This is a genomic window from Microbulbifer mangrovi, assembly GCF_002009015.1.
In the GTDB taxonomy this organism is placed as follows: Bacteria; Pseudomonadota; Gammaproteobacteria; order Pseudomonadales; family Cellvibrionaceae; genus Microbulbifer; species Microbulbifer mangrovi.
On the sequence record NZ_LZDE01000270.1, the window covers coordinates 1 to 20,650 of the forward strand.

The following is a 20,650-nucleotide window of genomic DNA, read 5'->3' on the forward strand; positions in this document are numbered from 1 at the left end:
CCTCCGGAGCTAGAAGAACTGGATGAGCTGCTGGAAGTGCCGCCACCGGAACCGGATGAGCTGCTGGATGAGCTGCCGCCAGAGCTGGAGGAGCTACTGGAAGAGCTGCTTGAGCCACTGCCGCCGGAACTGGAGGAGCTGCTTGAGCTACTGTCGCCGGATCCAGACGAGCTGCTAGAGGTGCTACCGCCGGAGCTAGAGGAACTGCTCGAGCTACTGTCGTTACCTCCGGAGCTGGATGAACCACTGGATGTTCCGCCGCCGGAGCTCGACGAGCTAGAGGAACTACTGGACGTGCTACCGCCGGAACTTGACGAGCTGGAGGAACTGCTGGAGCCACTGCTCAGGTTAGATCTGAGATACCAGTTATCTTCGGTATCGGCACTGGCGCCCCCACGAAACAGGAAATACTCGTAGGGTCCGGCGGCGACGATATTGCCCAGAGAAAAGGCCCTGGGTGTGCTGCTGCCATTAATGACCTGATTGACCAGGATACCATCCCCTGAAGTCAGGGCTCCGGGGCCGCTTGTATTGTTGATAAACAGGGTGGTGGTCCCCCGCTCGTTACCGGTAGTACGCAGGTAATCGGAGGGAGAGCCATCGGTGCCCAGAAATGTATCCAGCGCCATGCGTCCATTCTGGCCGATGTAATTACCGGTGAGCGACAGGATATCGTTGGGGCTGGCATTGCCGGTCATATCGATCAGGCCGGCGTTGCGCAGACGGGCGGAGTTTCCGGCGATCGCTGGTTGGATGTTGTGCGATCCCTGGTTAGCGAACAGTGTGGCGCTGCGGTCGATGGAAAGACTACCGGTTCCGGAGCCGCTATCGCCAAGGATCAGGTTGCCATTCATGGTCAGTTCCGATCCGCTTAGTAGCCTGATCTGTTCCCAGTTGGTCAGTCGGTCGGGGCGGCCGCCGATGGTGTTTTCCCAGTCGAGCTGATCAGATCCCAGCCCGCCGTTGATCGGATACCCCATCAGGTTGGCGTCCGTCAGGCCGATCAGGCGGGCGTAATCATCGCCATCCTGCATATCCAGATTGCGGATTTGTCCGCCGCTCCAGGTGAGTTGGTCATCACCTGAACCGGCCATATAAGTCGGTAATTCACCATCGAGGACCGTGGCCTGATCGTTTCCTTCGCCCTGCTGCATGGAATTGACGAAGCCGCCCTCCATCAGAAAGGTATCGGTACCTGCCCCCTGGTCTACCTGGGTGTTGATTCGGGCACCCGTCCGGTTGATGACCTCGTCATTGCCCGCATCCAGTGAAAACGGACTGCCCTGAATCGTTCCGTAGTTGTCGACCAGGGTATCTGTGGTGCCGGTAACCTGAATGCCCGAGTTGATGGTCGCCGGTGCCTCATTGAGGATCTGCATTGAACCATTGCCGGCAGCCTTGATGCCCTGGTTCAGGGTGCCTTCGTTCACGACAGAGTTATCGCCGCCGCCGCTGAAGGTGAAAAACTGGTTGATGCTGCCGTTGGCCCGGTTGATCACGTTGTGATCGCCATCGCCGGACATTTCCAACCCCTGGTTAATGGCTCCGGCATTGTCAAAATTCAGCAGCCCAATATTGAGCAGGCTGACACTCTGCAAAATGCCTTCGTTATTGATGGTCAGGGTATCGATATCGGCCGCATTGATCGGGCCGTTCAGGCTGGCACCGGGAAGAATGTCGATAGTGAGGTCGCTGAGGTTTCTGGCTGTAAATCCCGGGTCGCTGCCTGAGCAGGTTACGGTATCTCCAGACGAAGGACGTGCGGGTTGGCAATCGGCGTATACCCGGCTTGGAAGATTGATGGTGGCCAAGAGCAGAATCAGTAACGGTAACGAGACCCGTTTTGCACGCTTCCCGTATGCCTGTTGCGTAAAATCCATTCCCTGTTTCCAACTTCCGCTGTGTGTTTTTTGATCTAGTGCCGTCCTGGCCCCAGCATCGAATCCTGGTGCATAAAATATGACCGCTAATGGGCGGTCATCCAGACTGATCCAGTTTAGGCCGGAGTTCTGACCTGGCCGGGCTTTCCCTGTGGTTGTGGTAAGATTTCGCGTCAGATATCAGAAAAATAAACATGGGGAAGCGACGGCGATGCAGTTCGCAAGGTGGATTTGGGCGCTGGTGCTGATTTGCCTGTCTCTGAGTGCCTCGGCCCAGCCGTTTGTCGTTGCGCAAGAGCAGCGGCCGCAAAGCCTTACGCCTTACCTGCGCATCCTGGTCGATGAGCAGGGTAGCCTCGGGCTGGAAGATGTTATTGCCGAAGAGTCACGGCGGCGATGGCTGGCGAGCGAGAACGGGGGGGCCAACTTTGGTTTCAGCAGTGCAACCTACTGGGTGGCGGTTACCCTGCAGAATCCTACAGCGAGTCCGCTGGGGCTGATTATCCGCCAGGATTACCCGTTAATAGACCAGCTGGATTTCTGGCAGCCGCAGCCCGCTGGCGGCTGGTCGCACATCGCAACCGGCGACCGCCGGCCGTTTCACACCCGCCCCTTGAGCCTGCGCGACTTCGTCTTTCCCATCACCCTGCCGGCCAATTCGACACAAACCTACTACCTGCGCTACCAGACCGCTGGCTCGATGAATATCGGTCTCAGCGTCAGCAGCAAGACCGCTTTTCTACCGCAATTGGGGAAAGAACAGATACTGCTGGGAATCTATTACGGTGGCTTCCTGGTTCTGGTGATTTACAACCTGTTCCTGTTTATGGCAGTGCGCGATCGGGCCTACGCCTACTACATGGGATACGCCGTCAGCTATGGACTCTACTTTGGCGTGCACAATGGGGTTTCATTCCAGTATCTGTGGCCTGGAAATCCGTGGCTGGCCAACCAGAGCCTGGTGATGTTGCTCGGCTTTACCCTGATTTTCGGCATCCAGTTTGTCCGTACCGTCTGCTCCGGCCCGCAACTGGCGCCGCGCACCGACAAGATTGCACGCTGGTTGCTTTACCTGTTGTTTCCGTTGACCGCCATTTCGCCCTTTGTCAGTTACGGCCCGATGATCTTGACTCTGGCAATTCTGACCCTGGTGTTGTCCATCCTGTTTATGGTGATGGGGGTGATCAGTCTGCTGCGGGGATCGGTACCCGCCCGCTATTTCCTGGTAGGTTGGGGCGCGCTGTTGATCAGCGTGGTGATCTACATGCTGAAAACCTTTGGCCTGGTTCCCCACAACAGCTTTACCCACAATGCATTTCAGGTGGGGGCGCTGGTGGAAATGGTTCTGTTGTCCCTGGCATTGGGCGCGCGGGTTGGGGAGATCCAGCGGCATGGTATTACCGATCAATTGACTGGCCTGTTCAATCGTCGCTACTTTGACGAACAGTTGCCGCGGGAGTTTGCGCTCGCCGAGCGCAACAACACGCCGCTTGCCCTGGTGATCCTCGACCTGGATCACTTCAAGGCGATCAATGACAGGCTTGGGCATGCACGCGGTGATGCCGCTTTGTATGCGGTGGGTCAGCTGCTGAAAAAGCAGGTGCGCAAACCGGTACTGGCCTGTCGTTACGGGGGAGAAGAGTTCGCCATACTGCTGCCGCGGACAACGCCGGGACAGGCGGTCATTGTGGCGGAGCGTCTGGTCAAGTTGGTGGCGGAAATGGAACTGGAAAAAATGCCGCTGACGGTGAGTATCGGTGTCGCAACTTTCCAGAACGGCAATTACGCTTCGGCGATTCAACTGTTTGAGGCGGCAGACGCTGCGCTTTATCGGGCGAAACAGGCCGGCCGCAACCGGCTGGAGCTCGCGTCCAACAGCCCTGACCCCGTTGTTTCCGTACCCGCTGTCGAATCAGCAGGTTAGTCTATAGTCCCGAGGCCATCCGGTGGATGGCCTGTGAACCGGTGATAGCCAAAGTATGAAAATTACAGTCGCATTTATTATTGTCTCTCTGTTTTCAGCGCTTGCTTCTGCAGCGGAGTTTTCCAAGGGCCCCGTCATCAAAAACTATGGCGGTGTGGCTGACGTCGAGCAGAGCAGTCCTCTGTCCGGAAAGGAGCAGTTTAAAATAGCATTTGACGTCGCCGAGCAGGGTGAAAAGGATAAAGCGAATCGTCGCTTCGAGAGCCTGGCCCGTTTTCTGAATATGCAGGCTCGCGCAGGTGTATCCCCAAAGCAGGTCGAACTTGCGCTGGTCGTGCATGGCAAGGCTGGTTTTGATTTGCTTGAAAACAAGGTCTACAAGGAAAAATTTGGCAGCGACAATGCCAACGCGCCGTTACTGGCAGAGCTGCACAAACACGGCGTGCGCGTGATTCTATGTGGCCAGTCCGCCGCCTATCACGGTATCGACAGCGCCCAGCTGCTGCCGGATATTGAAATGTCGCTTTCGGCTATGACGGCCCATGCGCTGTTACAGCAGCAAGGCTACACGCTGAACCCGTTCTAAAGTTAAGTGTGACGACTTTTCTCAGCGACTTTTATTCTTTGAGTGTTACGTGTTGCTATAGCTGATTATCCTGGTTTCCATTTTCATGAAGAAGTTTTTGAGTGCCCTGGGGGCCAGTCTCTGTTTCTCTTGTTCTTTCAGCACCGTTGCACAGCCCTTCGAAGTGGCTCCAGAGTTGTTCGATATTTCCCAACCGCAAAACCTGGGGCTCGCTGTGCCACAGGGGGTAGAGACTGCGACCGTATTTCAGGCTGAACCGGGAAAGAGCCAGTACAACCACGGCGCCGTGCTGTTTGCGTACAACGGAACTCTTTACGCGCAGTGGCAGAGTTCGACACGGGATGAAGACGCCGCGGATACCCGTGTGCTCTATGCCTCCAGTCGTGATGGCCTCCAGTGGAGCGCGCCCGTGGTACTCGCGCCGGCACGGGAGGACGCGGTAGTAACCAGCGGTGGCTGGTGGGCGGCGGGCGATGACCTGTATGCCTTCATCAACGTTTGGCCAAACGCGCTGTCGCCCCGGAGCGGTTATCCGGAAGTATTCACCAGCCACAACGGGGAGGGTTGGAGTGGACCGGTGCGACCGCAGTTTGCCTCCGGTGAGCCTCTGGACGGTGTGATCGAACAGGATTTTCATACTTACTGCGGCAGGCTGGTAACCGCTCTGCACCGTCAGCCCGGTTTGCGGGTAACTCCCATCTTTACCGAAGACCTGTCGGGATTACACGGCTGGAAACTGGGCAAGTTTGAAAATTCATCGGTCAAAAAGCATGTCAGCCGGGAACTGGAGCCGAGTAATTTCCGCCGTAAGGACGGTTCCCTGGTGATGGTTTTCCGGGATCAGCAGAGCAGTTTCCGGGTACTGGCAGCAGAGAGTAAGGACTGTGGATCGAGCTGGTCCCAGGCATTTAAGACCAATATGCCGGACTCTCGGGCCAAACAGAGTGCGGGTAATTTACCGAATGGCACCGCGTATATTGTCAATAACCCCAGCGGCTCAAAAACGCGCGAACCTCTGACCATCACCCTGAGTGATGACGGCGCCCTCTTCGACCGCGCCTATCTTCTCCGCGCCGGTGGCGACAAGCTCGAAGGCCCGCGTTACACCGGCTTGTATAAAAGAAAGGGTTTCAGTTACCCCAAGTCCTATGTGTGGAAAGACCACCTGTATGTGGCTTACGGGGAAAACAAAGAAGATATTGTCGTTACACGAATTCCTCTGGCCAGTCTTAGCTCAGATTGATGGATTTTTGCTCGATGAATTGCGGTGCTCTATCAGGCTAATATTATCCGGCTATTAATGGTCTCTATCAGATTGTGGATATTAATAAGGACGATAATAACGTCTAATTTCAAGGCGATTGCGTGACCCTATAGGATTGTCTCGTCCGATTGATGAGACTATAAGGAACGCAATCCAATGCTCAAGAAATCCCTCTCCCTGGCGGTTGCCATGGCAACGGCCATCTCCGTCAACGTCAATGCCGCTCCGGCAAATGAACCCATGTCCAACCAGGACTGGTGGCCGAACCGTATCGACCTGCAACCGCTGCGTATGAACGCGGAAAAGTCCAACCCGATGGGCGCAGACTTCGATTACGCCGAAGCTTTCAGCAAGCTGGACCTGGACGCGATCAAAAAAGACATCGAAAAAGTCCTGACCACCGATCAGGACTGGTGGCCGGCTGACTACGGTCACTACGGTCCCTTCTTTATCCGTATGGCCTGGCACAGTGCCGGTACCTACCGTGTCTATGACGGTCGCGGTGGCGCCGGTGGCGGTCAGCAGCGTTTCGAGCCGCTGAATAGCTGGCCGGACAACGTGAGCCTGGATAAAGCCCGCCGTCTGCTGTGGCCGGTGAAACAGAAGTACGGCAACAGCATTTCGTGGGCAGACCTGATGGTACTGGCCGGTAACGTCTCCCTGGAATCCATGGGCTTTGAAACCTTCGGTTTCGCCGGTGGCCGTGAAGACGATTGGGAAGCCGACGTGGTTTACTGGGGTTCCGAGCGCGAGTGGGTCGGCAACGACAAGCGCTTCGACGGCAAGAAACTGGAAAAACCCCTGGCCGCTGATCACATGGGTCTGATCTACGTAAACCCGGAAGGCCCCAACGGCAACCCGGATCCGGTTGCTGCCGGTCACCGTATCCGTGACACCTTCGGCCGCATGGCCATGAGCGACGAAGAAACCGTCGCGCTGATTGCCGGTGGTCACACCTTCGGTAAAGCCCACGGTGCGCACAAGCCGCAAGAATGTGTTGGTGCAGCACCCGGCGGTGCTCCGATCGAACAGCAGGGCTTCGGCTGGGAAAACAAGTGTGGCAAAGGCCACTCCGAAGACACCATTACCTCCGGTCTGGAAGGGGCCTGGTCCGCGAACCCTATCGCATGGAGCTCCCAGTTCCTGGACAACCTGTTCGGTTTCGAATGGGTAAAAACCAAGAGCCCGGCCGGCCACACCCAGTGGGAACCTGAGAACGCGGAGCAGGTGAAGTTTGTTCCGGACGCGCACGTTGAAGGCAAACGTCACGCGCCGATGATGTTCACCACCGACCTGTCCATGCGCTTCGATCCGAAGTACAAGGCAATCGCCGAGCGCTTCCACAAGAACCCGGAGGAATTCCAGAAAGCCTTCTCCAAGGCCTGGTTCAAACTGACTCACCGCGACCTGGGTCCGCGCGCCCGCTACCTGGGTGAAGAAGTTCCGGCCGAGGTACTGAGCTGGCAGGATCCGATTCCCGCAGTGGATTACAAGCTGATCAGTGATCGCGACGTGAAGAAACTGAAGGATCAGGTGCTGGAAAGCGGCCTGACTGTGCCAGAACTGGTACGTACTGCCTGGGCTTCGGCTTCCTCCTTCCGCATTACCGATATGCGCGGTGGTGCCAACGGTGCTCGCGTGCGTCTCGCGCCGCAGAAAGACTGGGCTGTGAATAATCCGCAGGAACTGGACAAGGTTGTGAGCCAGCTGGAGAAAATCCAGAAGGAGTTCAACGACAAGGCGTGGGGCGATAAAAAAGTGTCCATGGCGGACATGATTGTTCTTGGCGGTGCTGCGGCAATTGAGCAGGCGGCGAAGCAAGCCGGCTACGAAGTCACCGTTCCGTTTACTCCCGGTCGTAACGATGCCACCCAGGAAATGACCGACGTTCAGTCCTTCTCCTTCCTGGAGCGCAAGGCCGACGGTTTCCGCAACTACTACAGCAGCGATGCGCACCTGATGCCGGTTGATATGCTGATCGACAGCGCCAACCTGCTGGACCTGAGCGTACCGGAAATGACGGTACTGGTCGGCGGTATGCGTACCCTGAGTGCGAACTACGACGACTCCAAGCACGGTGTGTTCACCGACAAGCCGGGCACCCTTAGCAACGACTTCTTCGTTAATTTGCTGGATATGGACACCAAGTGGTCCAAGTCCTTCAAGGAAGATGGTCTGTACGAAGGTAAGGATCGCGAGACCGGTGAAGTGAAGTGGACTGCCACCCCGGTAGACCTGATCTTCGGTTCTAACTCCGAACTGCGCGCGCTGTCCGAGCTGTATGCCACCAACGACAATGACGAGAAGTTCGTGAATGACTTTGTCGATGCCTGGACCAAGGTGATGACCCTGGACCGCTTTGACCTGAAGTAATCCAACTTTCACAGGATGGATAAAACCACAGCAGGATCGTGGTAATGAAAAGGGCAGCCAAATGGCTGCCCTTTTTCATTTTTAACTTATGCTGAAGCTTGCTGCCGGAGGTGCTTCTTCATGGTCGAGACCAGCTGGGGGAAAGCGACCGGTTTTGTAAGGTAGTCGTTCATTCCCGCGCGCAGTGCGGCGTTTCTCTGCTCGCTGAAAGCCGCCGCCGAAAGGCCGATAATCGGGGTGTCGAAAATCTCCCGGGATTGGCGAATTTTCTCGGTAGCCTCGATACCATTGAGGCCGGGCAGCTGTATGTCCATGAAAATCATATCCGGACGTGACGCCCGCGCGGTATCAACGCCTCTGAGGCCGTCAGCGACGAAGGTGGCTGTAATTGACAGATCATCACAGAATGCTTGCATCAATGTCTGGTTGACCGGGTTGTCTTCGAAGATCAGTACTCTTTTCCCTCGCAGGAGTTCAATAGACTCGCAATCCTCCGCGGAAAGCTTTTCATCCGAATGACCTTCTCTTAGTGGCAGCACTACCTGGAAGCGGGCGCCGGCGCCCTCTGCACTTTCCAGTGTAATTTCACCTCCGAGGAGCTCCACCAGGCTGCGGGTGATCGGCAATCCCAGTCCAGTTCCCCGGGATTGTCCCTCTGCAGATTTATCCACCTGTTCAAATGGCTCAAAGATGCGCGATTGCTGTTCGGGAGAAATGCCGATACCGCGATCTACCACCTCGAACAACAGCTTGTCGTCCTGCTGGTGTTTCAGGTTCAGGTCGATGATGGAGCTTTCAGGGGAGAACTTGATCGCATTGCTGAGCAGGTTGATCAGAATCTGTGAAAGCTTGCCCCGGTCCATGCGAATATACCGGGGTAGGGCAGGATCGATATCGCTGTGAAAACGCAGCCCCTTGCGAATGGCCTGAGGTTCACAGGAAACGAGGATGCATTTGATCAGGCTCTGCAGATTGAAGTCTTCATCCGCTGCTTCTATCTTGCCGGCCTCGATACGGGAAATATCCAGCACGTCGTTCACCAGTTCCGCCAGGCAGCGGCCACTGATGGCGATTTTCTCCAGGAACTGCTGGAAGTCCTCCGGCAGCGCGTAATCCTGGCCGCGATTTAGCAGCACCTGGCTGAAGCCGACAATCGCATTGAGCGGTGTGCGGATCTCATGACTCATACTGGTCAGGAACTGGGTTTTGGAGCGACTGAAAAACTCCGCTTTATCCCTCTCCTGAATCAGTTCCCGCTCCAGTGTCTTGCGTTCAGTGATATCCAGAATTACGCCTATCAGCCCGCCGAGGCGTCCATCCTCCAGTTCATAGGCGGCCTTGTTGAAAATGACATCGTGCAGAGAACCATCCGCATAAACCACCTGTGATTCGTATACCTGTTGGCCCCGCTGGCGCATCAGCTCGATATCTTTCTCATGGTAAACCTGCGCCTGGGGGCCGGGGGAGACCCCGTACACCGATCGGCCGACGATTTCTTCCCGCGGTTTACCCAGAAAGGCCTCGAAGGCGCGATTGCAGCCGGTGTAAATGCCCTCGGCATTCTTGTAGAAGATCGGTGCGGGAATGGCGTCCACCAGAATCTGCAGGAACTGCAGCTGGTCGGACAGGGCCTGCTCGGTCGCTGCCCGCTCGCGCAGCTCCTGTTGGTACTGCTTGTTGAGCTCCTCCCGGTGCACCAGCAGAGAGGCCAACCGGTTGGTGAGTCGCTGGTGCCTGCGGTAAAGGAGGTAGCAGGCCGCCCCCAATAATACGGTCGCGAGTATCATTCTGGCCGGTGACGCAAATACCTCCGCGTCCTGCGGCAACTGCGTTGCCAGCAGCCATTCAGTGATACCCATCAATGTAAGCACAACCAGGCTACTCGGGATCAAGTAGCGCTTGAGTGGAAACTGCGTGCCGGTTGGGTGGTTCATGGCGCGGTCTTTATGACTATCGGAAGAGTATCACCCTACTCAATGCTGAAGATTTGGGCAATATTTGTGCGTATGCGGTGCATTTTCGCGGGCTGGGGACTCAATGAGTATCTACCCGTGAGGCGGTAAACAAACGGCACATATCCTAGGGCTAGCGATCGGAGTAGACGGGGTTCCTAATTATTGATTGACTGTAAATTGTATGCGTGATTTTGCGCCAGATACGGTTTTGGACTTTTCGAAATACTGGAGCAAATAAAAAGGGCAGCCAATGGCCGCCCTTTTTATTTAGCTAATAGCTGTTTTCAGGGTTAATTGATCATTCTTGAGCGAGCAGCTCCGCTTCGTACAGCTTCTGCATATCCGCGGCAGGAACGGCATCTGCGTAAACTTTCAGCTCGTCCATCATGCCGGCGTAGGGGGTATCCCAGTAGTTCACGCCGAGGGCAAAATGACGCTCCGCTGCTGGCCCGAATACATCCGGGAAGTTGCTGCCAGTAAAGGCTTGCTCGCCATTGATGAATACGCTTACTTCACCGCCATTCACAGTTACGGCCAGTTGGCTCCAGGTATCCTGTGGAATCTGGATGCCGGTGTTGGCGTCATACCAGGCAGTGCCTGACCACAGCATGGTGTCGTCACCGAAACCGTTGGGAAGCAGGCTGATCCAGCTGCTATCCGTAGCCCAGCCGAAGAAACTGGTGGTGTAGGCACTCAGTGCGGAAGGGCTCAGCCACAGGCTGAAGCTGTAATTGTGGTCTTCGATCAGGCTATCCGGTAGGACTACCCCGGAAGCGCCATCAAATACGGCGGCCTGGCCGATAACGCCATCCGCGTAACTGATGGTTCCGCCCGCTTCATTGATCAATGCACCGACCACCGAGCCGGCAGCAAAATTACCAGTGGAGTCATCCAGGGTTTGCTCGAAGCCGAAGTGGGCGACGGGCTCAGGCAGTCCGGTGGATTTCACCGTGACATTAAAGGTTTTCACCTCCTGGGCACCGTTCAGACTCAGGGTTGCGGTCAGGGTTACCTCTGCATCAGCGCCCTCCGGGCGGGTGACTACTGCGGTGTCTCCAGCCACCTCGATGACGGCGGAATTGGATGAGCTCCAGCTGATTGCAGCGGCGTAGGGTCCGGTGCGGGGTAACCCCAGGTTCTCCGCGACCGCAGACAGGTCTCCGAGGTCGAGTAGTGCAGCGGCAGAGGCAAGAAGCTCAGCGTCGGTTTTCTTGTCGATATCCAGGAACTGCACTTCCTCAGCGGTCAGCGCGGCTTCGTAGACTTTCAGCTCGTCGATCATGCCATTGAACGGCACATCCCAGTAATTGACGCCCAGGGCGAACTTGCCGGTATTGTCGGAGAAGAAGTCACTGAGATTCCCCGCAGAGAACTTCTGTTCGCCGTTCAGGTACACGCTAACCAGACCCTTTTTGACGGAGAATGCCATGTGGGTCCAGGCGGCTTCCGGAATACGTTCACCGGCGGAACCGTCGAACCAGGCTTCACTGCCACTCCACAGCATGGTGTTTCCATCCCAGCTCTGGGGCAGGAAGCTGATCCAGTTACTGGAGTTGGGGTTGCCGTTTTCGTCTTGGGCTTCAACCGCTCCAAAGAAGGCGGTAGTGAATCCAGTTACAACAGTGGGGTTGGCCCAGAAGGAAACCGTGTACTCATAGTTATTGATCAGTCCGTCTGGCAGCAGGACACCGTTGGTGCCGTCAAGTTGCAACGCCTGACCTTCCTGACCTGTACCAAAGGCCACGGTACCGGTATTGAAAATCCGGTCGCCGGTAGCGGTGGCTGGATCAAAGCGTCCGGCTGATTCGGTGAGGTCATTTTCAAACGGGAACCAGGCGGTACGGTTGTACGGCTGGCGCTCGGGGATGGTGATATCAAACGTTCTGCTGCTGGTGACACCGTTCAACTCGATGTCAGCAGTGACTGCGACCGTCTGATCACCTTCGCCCACGTTCGGACGGCTAATCTCCCCCGAGGCCTTAATGAGCTTCTCATCGCTGCTGCTCCAGGAGATGGTAGCCGCGCGGGTTCCACGGGTGGGGAGCTCCAGGCTGCTGTCAGTGGAGTTGCTGGGCAGTGTGAGCGCATCGCTGATATTGGCCAGTGCATCCGAATCGCTCAGGTTATCCATCCCAGTGCCCCAGATGGATTCACCGTTAGCGGATACCGCAGTGAACACCGGCACCAGCTTGCTGGACGCTTCGTTCCATTGCCACTGGGTAACCCCCTGGTAGGCCTTGCTTTCGCCGTCGATTTCCAGCGTGAAGCTGATCAGCGCGGGGTTTTCCACATCGTGCACGTAGCTACCGGTCACCTCGCCGCTCACGGTGCCGTCGTCATTCAGGGTGACGTACAGGGTGGGCTTGGCAGTGCGATTGATATCCTTGCCGTGGTTGATGAACTTGTAAGTACCGTTCAGATCATTGCTGTCGACAATGTTGTCGCCTTCGATCGGTGCAAAGCGTTGCGGAGAGGCAACCAGCCAGCCGTCAGCGTTCACATACATCTCGTGGACCCGAACCGAGTGCGCTTCGCCACGGTTGGGGAAGCGGGTGTGGGTGATCAGCAGGTGCTTGCCGGTTTCCTCGTCGTAGTAGGCCGAATTGTGGCCGGGGGCCAGATAGCCGCGACTGCCTACGGTATCGCCCACATCGGAAGCGAACTCGAAGCCGCCCATCATCTTCACACCGTAGGGCGCGATGCTGTCCCAGTTGCCGCGGGCAGCGACCATGTCGTTACCCTCCGCGTCCAGGAATGGACCGTCGGGGGTTTTGGAGCGGGCGATGCGGATGTTGTAGCCGTCGGTAGAAACAAAACCGCCGAAAGACATAAACAGGTAGTAATAGTCACTCTCGGGGCTATACAGCATGTAGGTGCCTTCAATGGCACTGTGATCGCCGCCGGTGAGGTGCTTGCCAAAGCCCTGGCCAGGAACCGGCTTGCCGGTGGATTCATCCATTTCCAGGATAAAGATACCGCCGGAGTAGGAGCCGTAGGTCATCCACAACTTGCCTTCTTTATCGTAGAAGACGTCCGGATCAATGGCGTTGGGATGGATCCAGGGATTGTACTCGGTACCGGTAAAGCCATCGGGGCCGTACCCCGCGGCCAGTTCTTCCGGGGTCATTCCGGAGCGCATGAAAATCCCCAGGTCGGTATAGGGGCCTTCAATGGTGTCAGCTACAGCGACCCCAAGATAAGAGCGGGGCGCATTGCAGTGGCCTTCAGCGCTTTCCGGATTGGCGCAGTGGTTGTAATAGAAGTAGTACTTGCCATCGTTCAGCTTGATGACGTCAGAGGCCCAGCTGCCCTGATGGCCTCCGACCCATTCCAGGCCTTCCGAAATCTCGCTCGCATAGGTGTTGAATAGCGGGTTGGCATCGTTCACGCCCCCTCCGGCTACCCGTTCCCAGGTCATGAGGTCGGTCGACTTCGCCGCGTCCAGATGGGAGCCAAATACATAGAAAGTCCCGTCGTCATCGCGGATCACAGATGGATCGTGCACCGCCATATCGTTGTAGGCAATTGCACTGGCGTCGGCGGTGGGGTCGGTTGCGTCGGGAACCTTGTCGCGCTCTGGTTCCGGCTCTGGTTGTGGTTCAGGGGTGACGATCGGTCCGCCATTATCGTTGTCATCGTCTGAGCCGGAGTCCAGGCAACCGGTGGTCGAAAGAATGGTGGACAGCACTAAGGCCAGGTAACTGACCCGGTGAATGGTCTTCATGGGTGAATCCCTCTTTGTATTTATTATTTGGAGTTTTCTCTCCGCTATTACCCGTCCCGCCAGCACCCAAATACCGCAGTGCCAAAAGAGGATGCTGCTTTAGGGGGCAGTAGTACGCCCCCATTTCCAGCTCCGGGTTACCGTAATCTTGCCAACAGGATTATCGTATTACAATAATATGTGTGATTAGTTTGTGCATTTGAGGAAGGCGCGCACCCTTTTGGGTCGCGTTGGACCGCGGAGAGTGGCTGCCTTTCGTGAATTGTTGATTTATTACACAGCTTATGGAGAATTTGACGCCAGTTCAGTGTGTGAGTACTTGCGGACTTTTGGTGGCGAATTGACCACATAGGCGGGAATCAGAAATTTTTGTGACTCGGTGCGCCCCTTTTTTTTCAGTTAATCGTCATTTTGTATAATAAAAAGCCCTGAAACCCCGTTGACGAGTACCAAATAAGGGGCTAGCATGGCCAAAAGTAATACAAATAAGGTGTAAATACTGAAGTTCCTCTGGCGCTGTCTCGTATTCCAACAAGGCGCGTGCCCAGAAATGGGGCTTACAGACACCAGATAAAAGCGAGTGCGAGCCGGTATAGCCGAGACGAGCACCGAATAATAAGAGAGTCGAGGACCAGCGATGAGCGAGAGACGACTTCCCCGCCAGCCTTTTGGGGCCAGCATCTTCAGTCGTATCTTTTGCCTGTCTAGCCAGCCCATCTGGCTCTCACTATATGCCCGAAAGCGAACTGGGGTTGTGTTCCTGGAACACAGTCGACCCCGTGAGTCTGTAATTCGCTGGTGAAGCGGAGTCGGCCACCCGTTGGCTGGAAACGCTGCACGAGTAGTTCACAGGCGTAAACCCGCGCAGAGGTTTGGTGCGGAAAAGCCGGGAGTGGGGAGCGAACCCTCCTGAATTCGGCAACACAATAAAAAACACTCCAGATGGGAGAGATAAAATGTTCAAGCGACACCTACTGAGTTCGTCCATCGCCATGGTGACCGCAATTGGCGGTATGAGTACTGCGGCACTGGCTCAAGAATCCAACAAGTACGATGCAGAAATTGATGAGTCTGCTGCACTTGAAGAAGTGGTTGTAACTGGCGTTCGGGCTAGTTTGACGAAAGCGATCGACATCAAACGCGATAGCTACCAGATCGTAGATTCCATCGTTGCCGAAGATATCGGTAAGTTTCCCGATAACAATGTCGTTGAAGCCCTGCAGCGGGTTACCGGTGTTCAGGTGACCGATCGTGGTGCGGGTGAGGTTTCTACCGTTTCTATTCGTGGCTTAAATGATGTCACGACAACCATTAATGGCCGTCAAATCTTTACCGCATCAGGCCGTTCCGTGGCGCTGGCAGATGTGCCTGCAAGCCTGTTGCGCGGTGTAGAAGTTTACAAGACTCGTAACGCCACGCAGATTGCCAGCGGTATCGCGGGGCAAATCGATATTCGTACCAACCGTCCGTTTGATTTCGACGGCAGCAAGGTTGTACTCGCGGGTCGAGGTATCTACCAAGAGCAGGCGGAATCTACCGATCCGAATTTTAGTGGCTTGTTTGCCAATTCCTGGGAGGGTGATTTCGGTAAATTTGGTGCGCTGGTAAACGTATCTTATGCCGAAACAAACTACCGCGATCAAACCATGACCTCCGGTGCGGCAGTGCCATTCTTTTCTGCCGATGCACCTGATGGATGGGTGCCTTACGAGCGTATCTGGACTCACGACGGTCGCGCCGCAGAGGCTCCGATTTGGGAGCCGGGCCAGGAAGCCGGTATGCCCTACGGAGCGGGATCTACTCTTACGGTGAATGGCGAGGAGTATGAATATCTCTTGGGACGTGATGCCGTGTTCGGCGCTGATTACTCTGGTAAACGAGAGCGCCCGGCAGCAAATATCTCCCTGCAATGGGCCCCGAATGACACTTCCGAGTACCTGTTTGAGGCGTTTTACAACGGGTATCGCAACGAATCTTTCAATTCTCTCAATTTCACTTTTGTCGACTGGTGGGGGGATAGCTCTCACCTGCCCATGGGTGGCGAAGTAGAACTCTACCCAGGCACCAACATCGTAAAAAAACGCGATGTGGATCACCCCTACGGATTTACCAGCGGTGACTTGTCTACTGGAAAAACTGACAGCTTTGTATATGCCCTGGGTGGTAACTGGGATATCAGCGATAGCTTCCGTCTTAGCTCTGAGTTGACCTATCAAGACAGTACATTTGAAGACGAGTTCATCGCGATGCGATTTGATCGCGTGGCATACGGCCTTGGGGTTGATTTCAACGATAGAGACGGCGTGCCTAGCCTCGAATTCTATGATGACCCCAATACCCCGGATGTCGATGAAAGCGATCTGACAGATGAGTCCCTGTGGAATGTCGCTCAGATGTATGACAACGGTGGTAGCCGCGAAGGTGACTCATTCACATTCGAGCTTGATGGTGAGCTTGATGTGGCCTGGGGGCCGATCAGCCAAGTCAGCTTTGGTTTGCGCCACGAAGGGCGCTTTGCCTCTGAAGCGACTCGTGGCCAGGAGGGATTTCTTGGGCGGAATGCTTCTGAGTTGAATGAGGGCCTGATTAGTGTCAATGAAGACTTCTACGAAGGGCGCGCGAATATTCCCGGATCCTGGGCTGCAGCAAATGGCTACTATCTGCACGATAATATTGATGAGCTTCGCACGCTCTACGGCCTTTCTGCGGAAGAGTTGTTAACTACCTTCGAGCTGGATGAGGATACGACGGCTATCTACGGGCAGGCAAATTTCGAAACCGAGCTTGCTGGCCGGGTTCTCGATGGCCAGTTCGGCCTGCGTTACGTAGACACCTCCCGCGATATGACTTTCTACGATGTAGGTATTGAAGGCTCTCCATCTACCTCCGCGACAGCGGGTAATACAGCACTGTTGCCAAGCCTGATGGTTCGCTACAGCATCACTGACGACTTGCAGGCTCGCTTCTCCTATACGGAGACATTGCGTCGCCCAGCCTTTACACAGCTAAATTCTTGGGTCTACTACTACCCAAGCGTTACTGGAACCAATGGTAGCGCTAGTGGTGGTAACCCGGATCTGAAGCCGGTCGAATCGCAAAACTTCGACCTGGCATTGGAGTGGTATTTTGCTGAGTCCAGCGCACTCTACGGAACGCTGTTCCGCAGAAATGTTGAAGGCTTTGTGTATGATTCGAAGAGCTATGTAACTCACCAGGGTGAAAACGAAGCTGAGTCGTCAACCTACATTCTGACTCGCCCGGATAATAGTTCGAACGGTGTACTTGAAGGTCTTGAAATCGGTGCGACCTACTTCCCTGCCAACTTGCCTGAATTACTGGATGGCTTTGGTGTACAGGCGAGTTACACCTTGCTGGACTCCAGCCAGGATGTGCCCATCTATGATGACGAATCCGGTGACCTCATAGGCATGCAGGAAACTCCGATTTTTGGTGTCTCTGATTCATCCTATAGTGTGGTTCTCGCTTACGATAAAAATGATCTCGATATGCGATTGTCCTATGTATGGCGAGATGATTTCGTACACCATAACGGATCGCGAGTTTTCGCGAACCCGCTGGCGGTATCTCGTGAGGCAGAAACAAGCATGGATTTCCAGGCTAGTTACGACGTAAGTGATAATTTGGTAGTGACTTTTGATGCCACCAACTTGACGGAAGAGGAATTCCGGACTTACTACGGTGACAGGCCAGATGTTTACAACCTGAATAATTCCATATTCAGTCGTACTTTCGCTCTTGGAGCAAGGTACTCTTTCTAATCTCCGCGGTTAACATCCGCAACCTTCCCTTGAGGCAGCCTTCGGGCTGCCTTTTTTGGCGAAAAAACCTGAGCCTTCCCGGTTCAGGATCAAATGAATTCCCGTTAAATCGAGATAGCTATGTTTAATAGGTTTATAGTTTTTTTAGTAACCTCTTTTCTGGCGATTCCTGCTTTGGCAGCAGAAAACCTGATCATAAATACGGATAGCCGGGAGTCCATTTCACTGAATGGCACCTGGCAGTACATCGTAGACCCCTACGATACGGGTTTTTACACCTACCGCTTTACCGAGCGAAGTGAGGGGGATCCAGAGGCTTACTGGAATAACCCTGTCACCAAGCACCGCTCCGAGCGAAGGGAGCATGGGTATCATCCATCCAATTCTCTACAGGTTCCTGGTGACTGGAATTCACAGAAGAAGGAGCTGACCTACTACGAGGGCAGCGTCTGGTATCAGCGGGATTTCGATCTGCGCTCCCTGAAAAAAGGTGAGCGAGCTTTCCTTTACTTCGGCGCGGTCAACTACGAAGCGCACGTGTATCTCAATGGTAAGAAGCTCGGGATGCACAAGGGCGGATTTACACCGTTCAATTTTGAAATTCCCAAAGAGCTGATCAAGAAAGAAGATAACTTCCTTGTGGTGAAGGTGGACAACAAGCGCCATCCCCAGGAAGTACCCACAGTCAATGTTGACTGGTGGAATTACGGCGGTATCACGCGGGATGTCAAAGTTCTGATCACTCCGGACAAATTCATCCAGCAGTACAATGTACAGCTGGATCCCGCACAGGATATTGCAGAATCCATTGCACAGGATCGATTTGTCGTAACCGGCAGCGTCGACTTTAACAGGGATGCTGGTAAAGGCAGTGTGACAGTGAAAATCCCGGAGCTAGATTTTACTCGTGACTACGCGGTAAGTGGCGATCGGCTGGAGTTTGACATTGAGCTGGCAGATCTTGAACTCTGGTCACCAGAAGATCCCAAGCTGTACAACGTGGAACTTGCCTATAACGGCGAAACGCTTTCGGACCGGATCGGCTTCCGTAAGATTGAGACGGTAGGTAATGAGATTCACCTGAACGGCGAACGGGTCTTCCTGCGCGGTGCGACCATTCATGAAGAGATTCCCCAGGATGTGCGTCGCGCATACAGCAAGGAAGATGCGGAGCAACTACTGGGTTGGGCCAAGGAGCTGAACGCCAATATGCTGCGCCTGGCGCACTACCCGCACAACGAAGAAATTACCCGGCTGGCTGATGCCATGGGCTTCCTGGTGTGGTCAGAAATTCCCGTTTACTGGACCATCGATTTCAGCAGCGACGAAGTACTGGAAAAGGCCAAAGTTCAGCTGGAGGAAATGATCACCCGCGACCGTAACCGGGCATCCATCATCATCTGGTCGGTTGGCAATGAGACGCCGGTCAGCCCCGTGCGCACCGCGTTTATGAAATCGCTGATCGACAAGGCCAAATCCCTGGATGATAGCCGCCTGGTTTCCGCCGCGCTGGAAGTGCACTACAACCCGGAGACCAACCACATCAATGATCCTCTGGGCGCTTATACGGATATCGTCTCTGTGAACGAATATCTGGGTTGGTATGGCGGCACTCCGGACATGTGCCGCACTGCACAGTGGGAAGTGGATTACGACAAGCCTCTAATCATCAGCGAAACCGGAGCCGGTGCGAAAGGTGGGTTCCACGCGGACCGCGAAACCCGCTGGAGCGAGGAATACCAGGAGTGGTACTACCAGGAGCAGATCGCCATGTTTGAGCGTATGCCGGAAGGGTTCAGCGGTGTTGCCCCCTGGATTCTGGTGGACTTCCGTTCACCGAAACGGAATCACCCGGAATATCAGGAGGGGTGGAACCGCAAAGGCATCATTGACGAGAAGGGGAACAAAAAGAAAGCCTTCGCAGTATTGAATAAATACTACGATGAAATGGAGGCGGCTACCGCGCGCTAATGGCGAGAGTCGACATGCCAAGATCATAGGTACAAAAAAGCCCGCAATTTGCGGGCTTTTTTGTTTGCAGTGATAAAGATCAGGTCTTGATCTTCTTGTACTGCATCCGATGCGGCGTAGCATTTTCACCGTTACGCGCCACGAAGTCCTCGTGGTACTCGGTGTAGTTGCCTTCGAAGAACACCACATTGCTGTCGCCTTCGTAGGCGAGAATGTGGGTCGCCACACGGTCGAGGAACCAGCGATCGTGCGAGATCACCATGGCACAGCCGGGGAAGCTCAGCAGGGCTTCTTCCAGCGCGCGCAGGGTTTCGATATCCAGGTCGTTGGACGGTTCGTCCAGCAGCAGCACGTTGGCACCCTGTTTCAAGGTGTAGGCCAGGTGCAGGCGGCCGCGCTCACCACCGGACAGCTCACCCACGCGCTTCTGCTGGTCGCTGCCCTTGAAGTTGAAACGGCCAATGTAGTTGCGCGAGCCCACTTCGTAGTTGTTGATCTTGAGCATGTCGTGACCGTCGGAAATACATTCCCACACGGTCTTGTTGTCGTCCAGGTTTTCGCGGCTCTGGTCGACGCTGGCGATCTTCACGGTTTCACCGATCTTGATCTCGCCGGAATCCGGTTGTTCCTTGCCATTGATCATACGGAACAGGGTGGATTTACCGGCGCCGTTACCGCCGACGATACCGACGATGGCACCCTTGGGTACACGGAACGACAGATCATCGATCAGCACGCGGTCACCGAACGCCTTGCTCACATGGCTCAGCTCGATCACATTGTCACCGAGGCGCTCGCCCGGCGGAATGTAGATCTCGTTGGTCTCGTTGCGGGACTGGAATTCCTGGGACTGCATTTCTTCCAGGCGGGACAGGCGCGCCTTGTTTTTGGACTGGCGGCCTTTCGGGTTCTGGCGCGCCCATTCCAGTTCCTTCTGCATGGCTTTAGCGCGCGCCTGCTCGCCTTTCTGCTCCTGCTCCAGGCGCTTCTCTTTCTGCTCCAGCCAGGTGGTGTAGTTACCTTCCCAGGGAATGCCGTGGCCGCGGTCCAGTTCCAGGATCCAGCCGGCGACATTGTCGAGGAAGTAGCGGTCGTGGGTAATGGCCACTACGGTGCCGTCGAAGTCGTGCAGGAAGCGCTCGAGCCAGAATACGGATTCCGCATCCAGGTGGTTGGTGGGCTCGTCCAGCAGCA

The 20,650-nt window shown here is 55.2% G+C and carries 10 protein-coding genes; 6 read left to right on the plus strand and 4 right to left on the minus strand.

Features of this window, described 5'->3' with window-relative positions; translation table 11 throughout:
* The coding region (locus tag B4U49_RS05640; protein ID WP_204902990.1) for a hypothetical protein at positions 1 to 1,880 on the minus strand (1,880 nt) is incomplete at its 3' end.
* Positions 1,881 to 2,091: 211 nt separating this feature from the next.
* Between B4U49_RS05640 and B4U49_RS05645 the strand changes: the two genes are divergently transcribed.
* The 4 genes from B4U49_RS05645 (at position 2,092) to katG (ending at position 8,027) form a co-directional block, all read left to right on the plus strand.
* Positions 2,092 to 3,804, plus strand: coding sequence for a diguanylate cyclase (locus B4U49_RS05645; protein WP_078083602.1), 1,713 nt, complete (start codon positions 2,092 to 2,094; stop codon positions 3,802 to 3,804).
* A 55-nt stretch (positions 3,805 to 3,859) separates the two neighbouring features.
* Positions 3,860 to 4,390 carry a DsrE family protein gene (locus B4U49_RS05650; protein WP_078083603.1) on the plus strand — a complete coding sequence of 177 codons (531 nt, stop codon included), beginning with the start codon at positions 3,860 to 3,862 and terminating at the stop codon, positions 4,388 to 4,390.
* Between the two features lie 85 nt (positions 4,391 to 4,475).
* Complete coding sequence (locus B4U49_RS05655) at positions 4,476 to 5,633, plus strand: sialidase family protein (RefSeq protein WP_078083604.1); 1,158 nt, start codon at positions 4,476 to 4,478, stop codon at positions 5,631 to 5,633.
* Positions 5,634 to 5,810: 177 nt separating this feature from the next.
* Positions 5,811 to 8,027 (plus strand): catalase/peroxidase HPI, encoded by a 2,217-nt coding sequence (gene katG / locus B4U49_RS05660; RefSeq protein WP_078083605.1) that lies wholly within the window; start codon positions 5,811 to 5,813, stop codon positions 8,025 to 8,027.
* Positions 8,028 to 8,113: 86 nt separating this feature from the next.
* Here katG and B4U49_RS05665 read toward each other — a convergent pair whose 3' ends face one another.
* Both B4U49_RS05665 and B4U49_RS05670 read right to left on the minus strand, forming a co-directional pair.
* Positions 8,114 to 9,961: an ATP-binding protein gene (locus B4U49_RS05665; protein WP_078083606.1), complete on the minus strand. Its 1,848-nt coding sequence runs from the start codon at positions 9,959 to 9,961 to the stop codon at positions 8,114 to 8,116.
* A gap of 319 nt (positions 9,962 to 10,280) precedes the next feature.
* Positions 10,281 to 13,706 carry a LamG-like jellyroll fold domain-containing protein gene (locus B4U49_RS05670; RefSeq protein WP_078083607.1) on the minus strand — a complete coding sequence of 1,142 codons (3,426 nt, stop codon included), beginning with the start codon at positions 13,704 to 13,706 and terminating at the stop codon, positions 10,281 to 10,283.
* A 956-nt stretch (positions 13,707 to 14,662) separates the two neighbouring features.
* Between B4U49_RS05670 and B4U49_RS05675 the strand changes: the two genes are divergently transcribed.
* Both B4U49_RS05675 and B4U49_RS05680 read left to right on the plus strand, forming a co-directional pair.
* The gene (locus B4U49_RS05675) at positions 14,663 to 17,485 is read left to right on the plus strand and encodes a TonB-dependent receptor (RefSeq protein ID WP_078083608.1); all 2,823 of its coding nucleotides are present in this window, start codon (positions 14,663 to 14,665) and stop codon (positions 17,483 to 17,485) included.
* Positions 17,486 to 17,659: 174 nt separating this feature from the next.
* Positions 17,660 to 19,456, plus strand: a complete 1,797-nt coding sequence (locus B4U49_RS05680; RefSeq protein WP_204902991.1) for a glycoside hydrolase family 2 protein — start codon at positions 17,660 to 17,662, stop codon at positions 19,454 to 19,456.
* Positions 19,457 to 19,535: 79 nt separating this feature from the next.
* On the opposite strand, the gene ettA is transcribed toward B4U49_RS05680, so the two are convergent.
* Positions 19,536 to 20,650 (minus strand): energy-dependent translational throttle protein EttA (ettA, locus tag B4U49_RS05685; RefSeq protein ID WP_078083610.1); only part of this gene is annotated, 1,115 nt, incomplete at its 5' end.

What these genes read in the sequence shown, in the direction of transcription:
- B4U49_RS05655 (WP_078083604.1), top strand. Translation starts at nt 4,476, where the DNA reads ATGAAGAAGTTTTTGAGTGCCCTGGGGGCCAGTCTCTGTTTCTCTTGT.
- B4U49_RS05675 (WP_078083608.1), top strand. Translation starts at nt 14,663, where the DNA reads ATGTTCAAGCGACACCTACTGAGTTCGTCCATCGCCATGGTGACCGCA.
- B4U49_RS05665 (WP_078083606.1), bottom strand. Translation starts at nt 9,961, where the DNA reads ATGAACCACCCAACCGGCACGCAGTTTCCACTCAAGCGCTACTTGATC.
- B4U49_RS05645 (WP_078083602.1), top strand. Translation starts at nt 2,092, where the DNA reads ATGCAGTTCGCAAGGTGGATTTGGGCGCTGGTGCTGATTTGCCTGTCT.
- B4U49_RS05670 (WP_078083607.1), bottom strand. Translation starts at nt 13,706, where the DNA reads ATGAAGACCATTCACCGGGTCAGTTACCTGGCCTTAGTGCTGTCCACC.
- katG (WP_078083605.1), top strand. Translation starts at nt 5,811, where the DNA reads ATGCTCAAGAAATCCCTCTCCCTGGCGGTTGCCATGGCAACGGCCATC.
- B4U49_RS05650 (WP_078083603.1), top strand. Translation starts at nt 3,860, where the DNA reads ATGAAAATTACAGTCGCATTTATTATTGTCTCTCTGTTTTCAGCGCTT.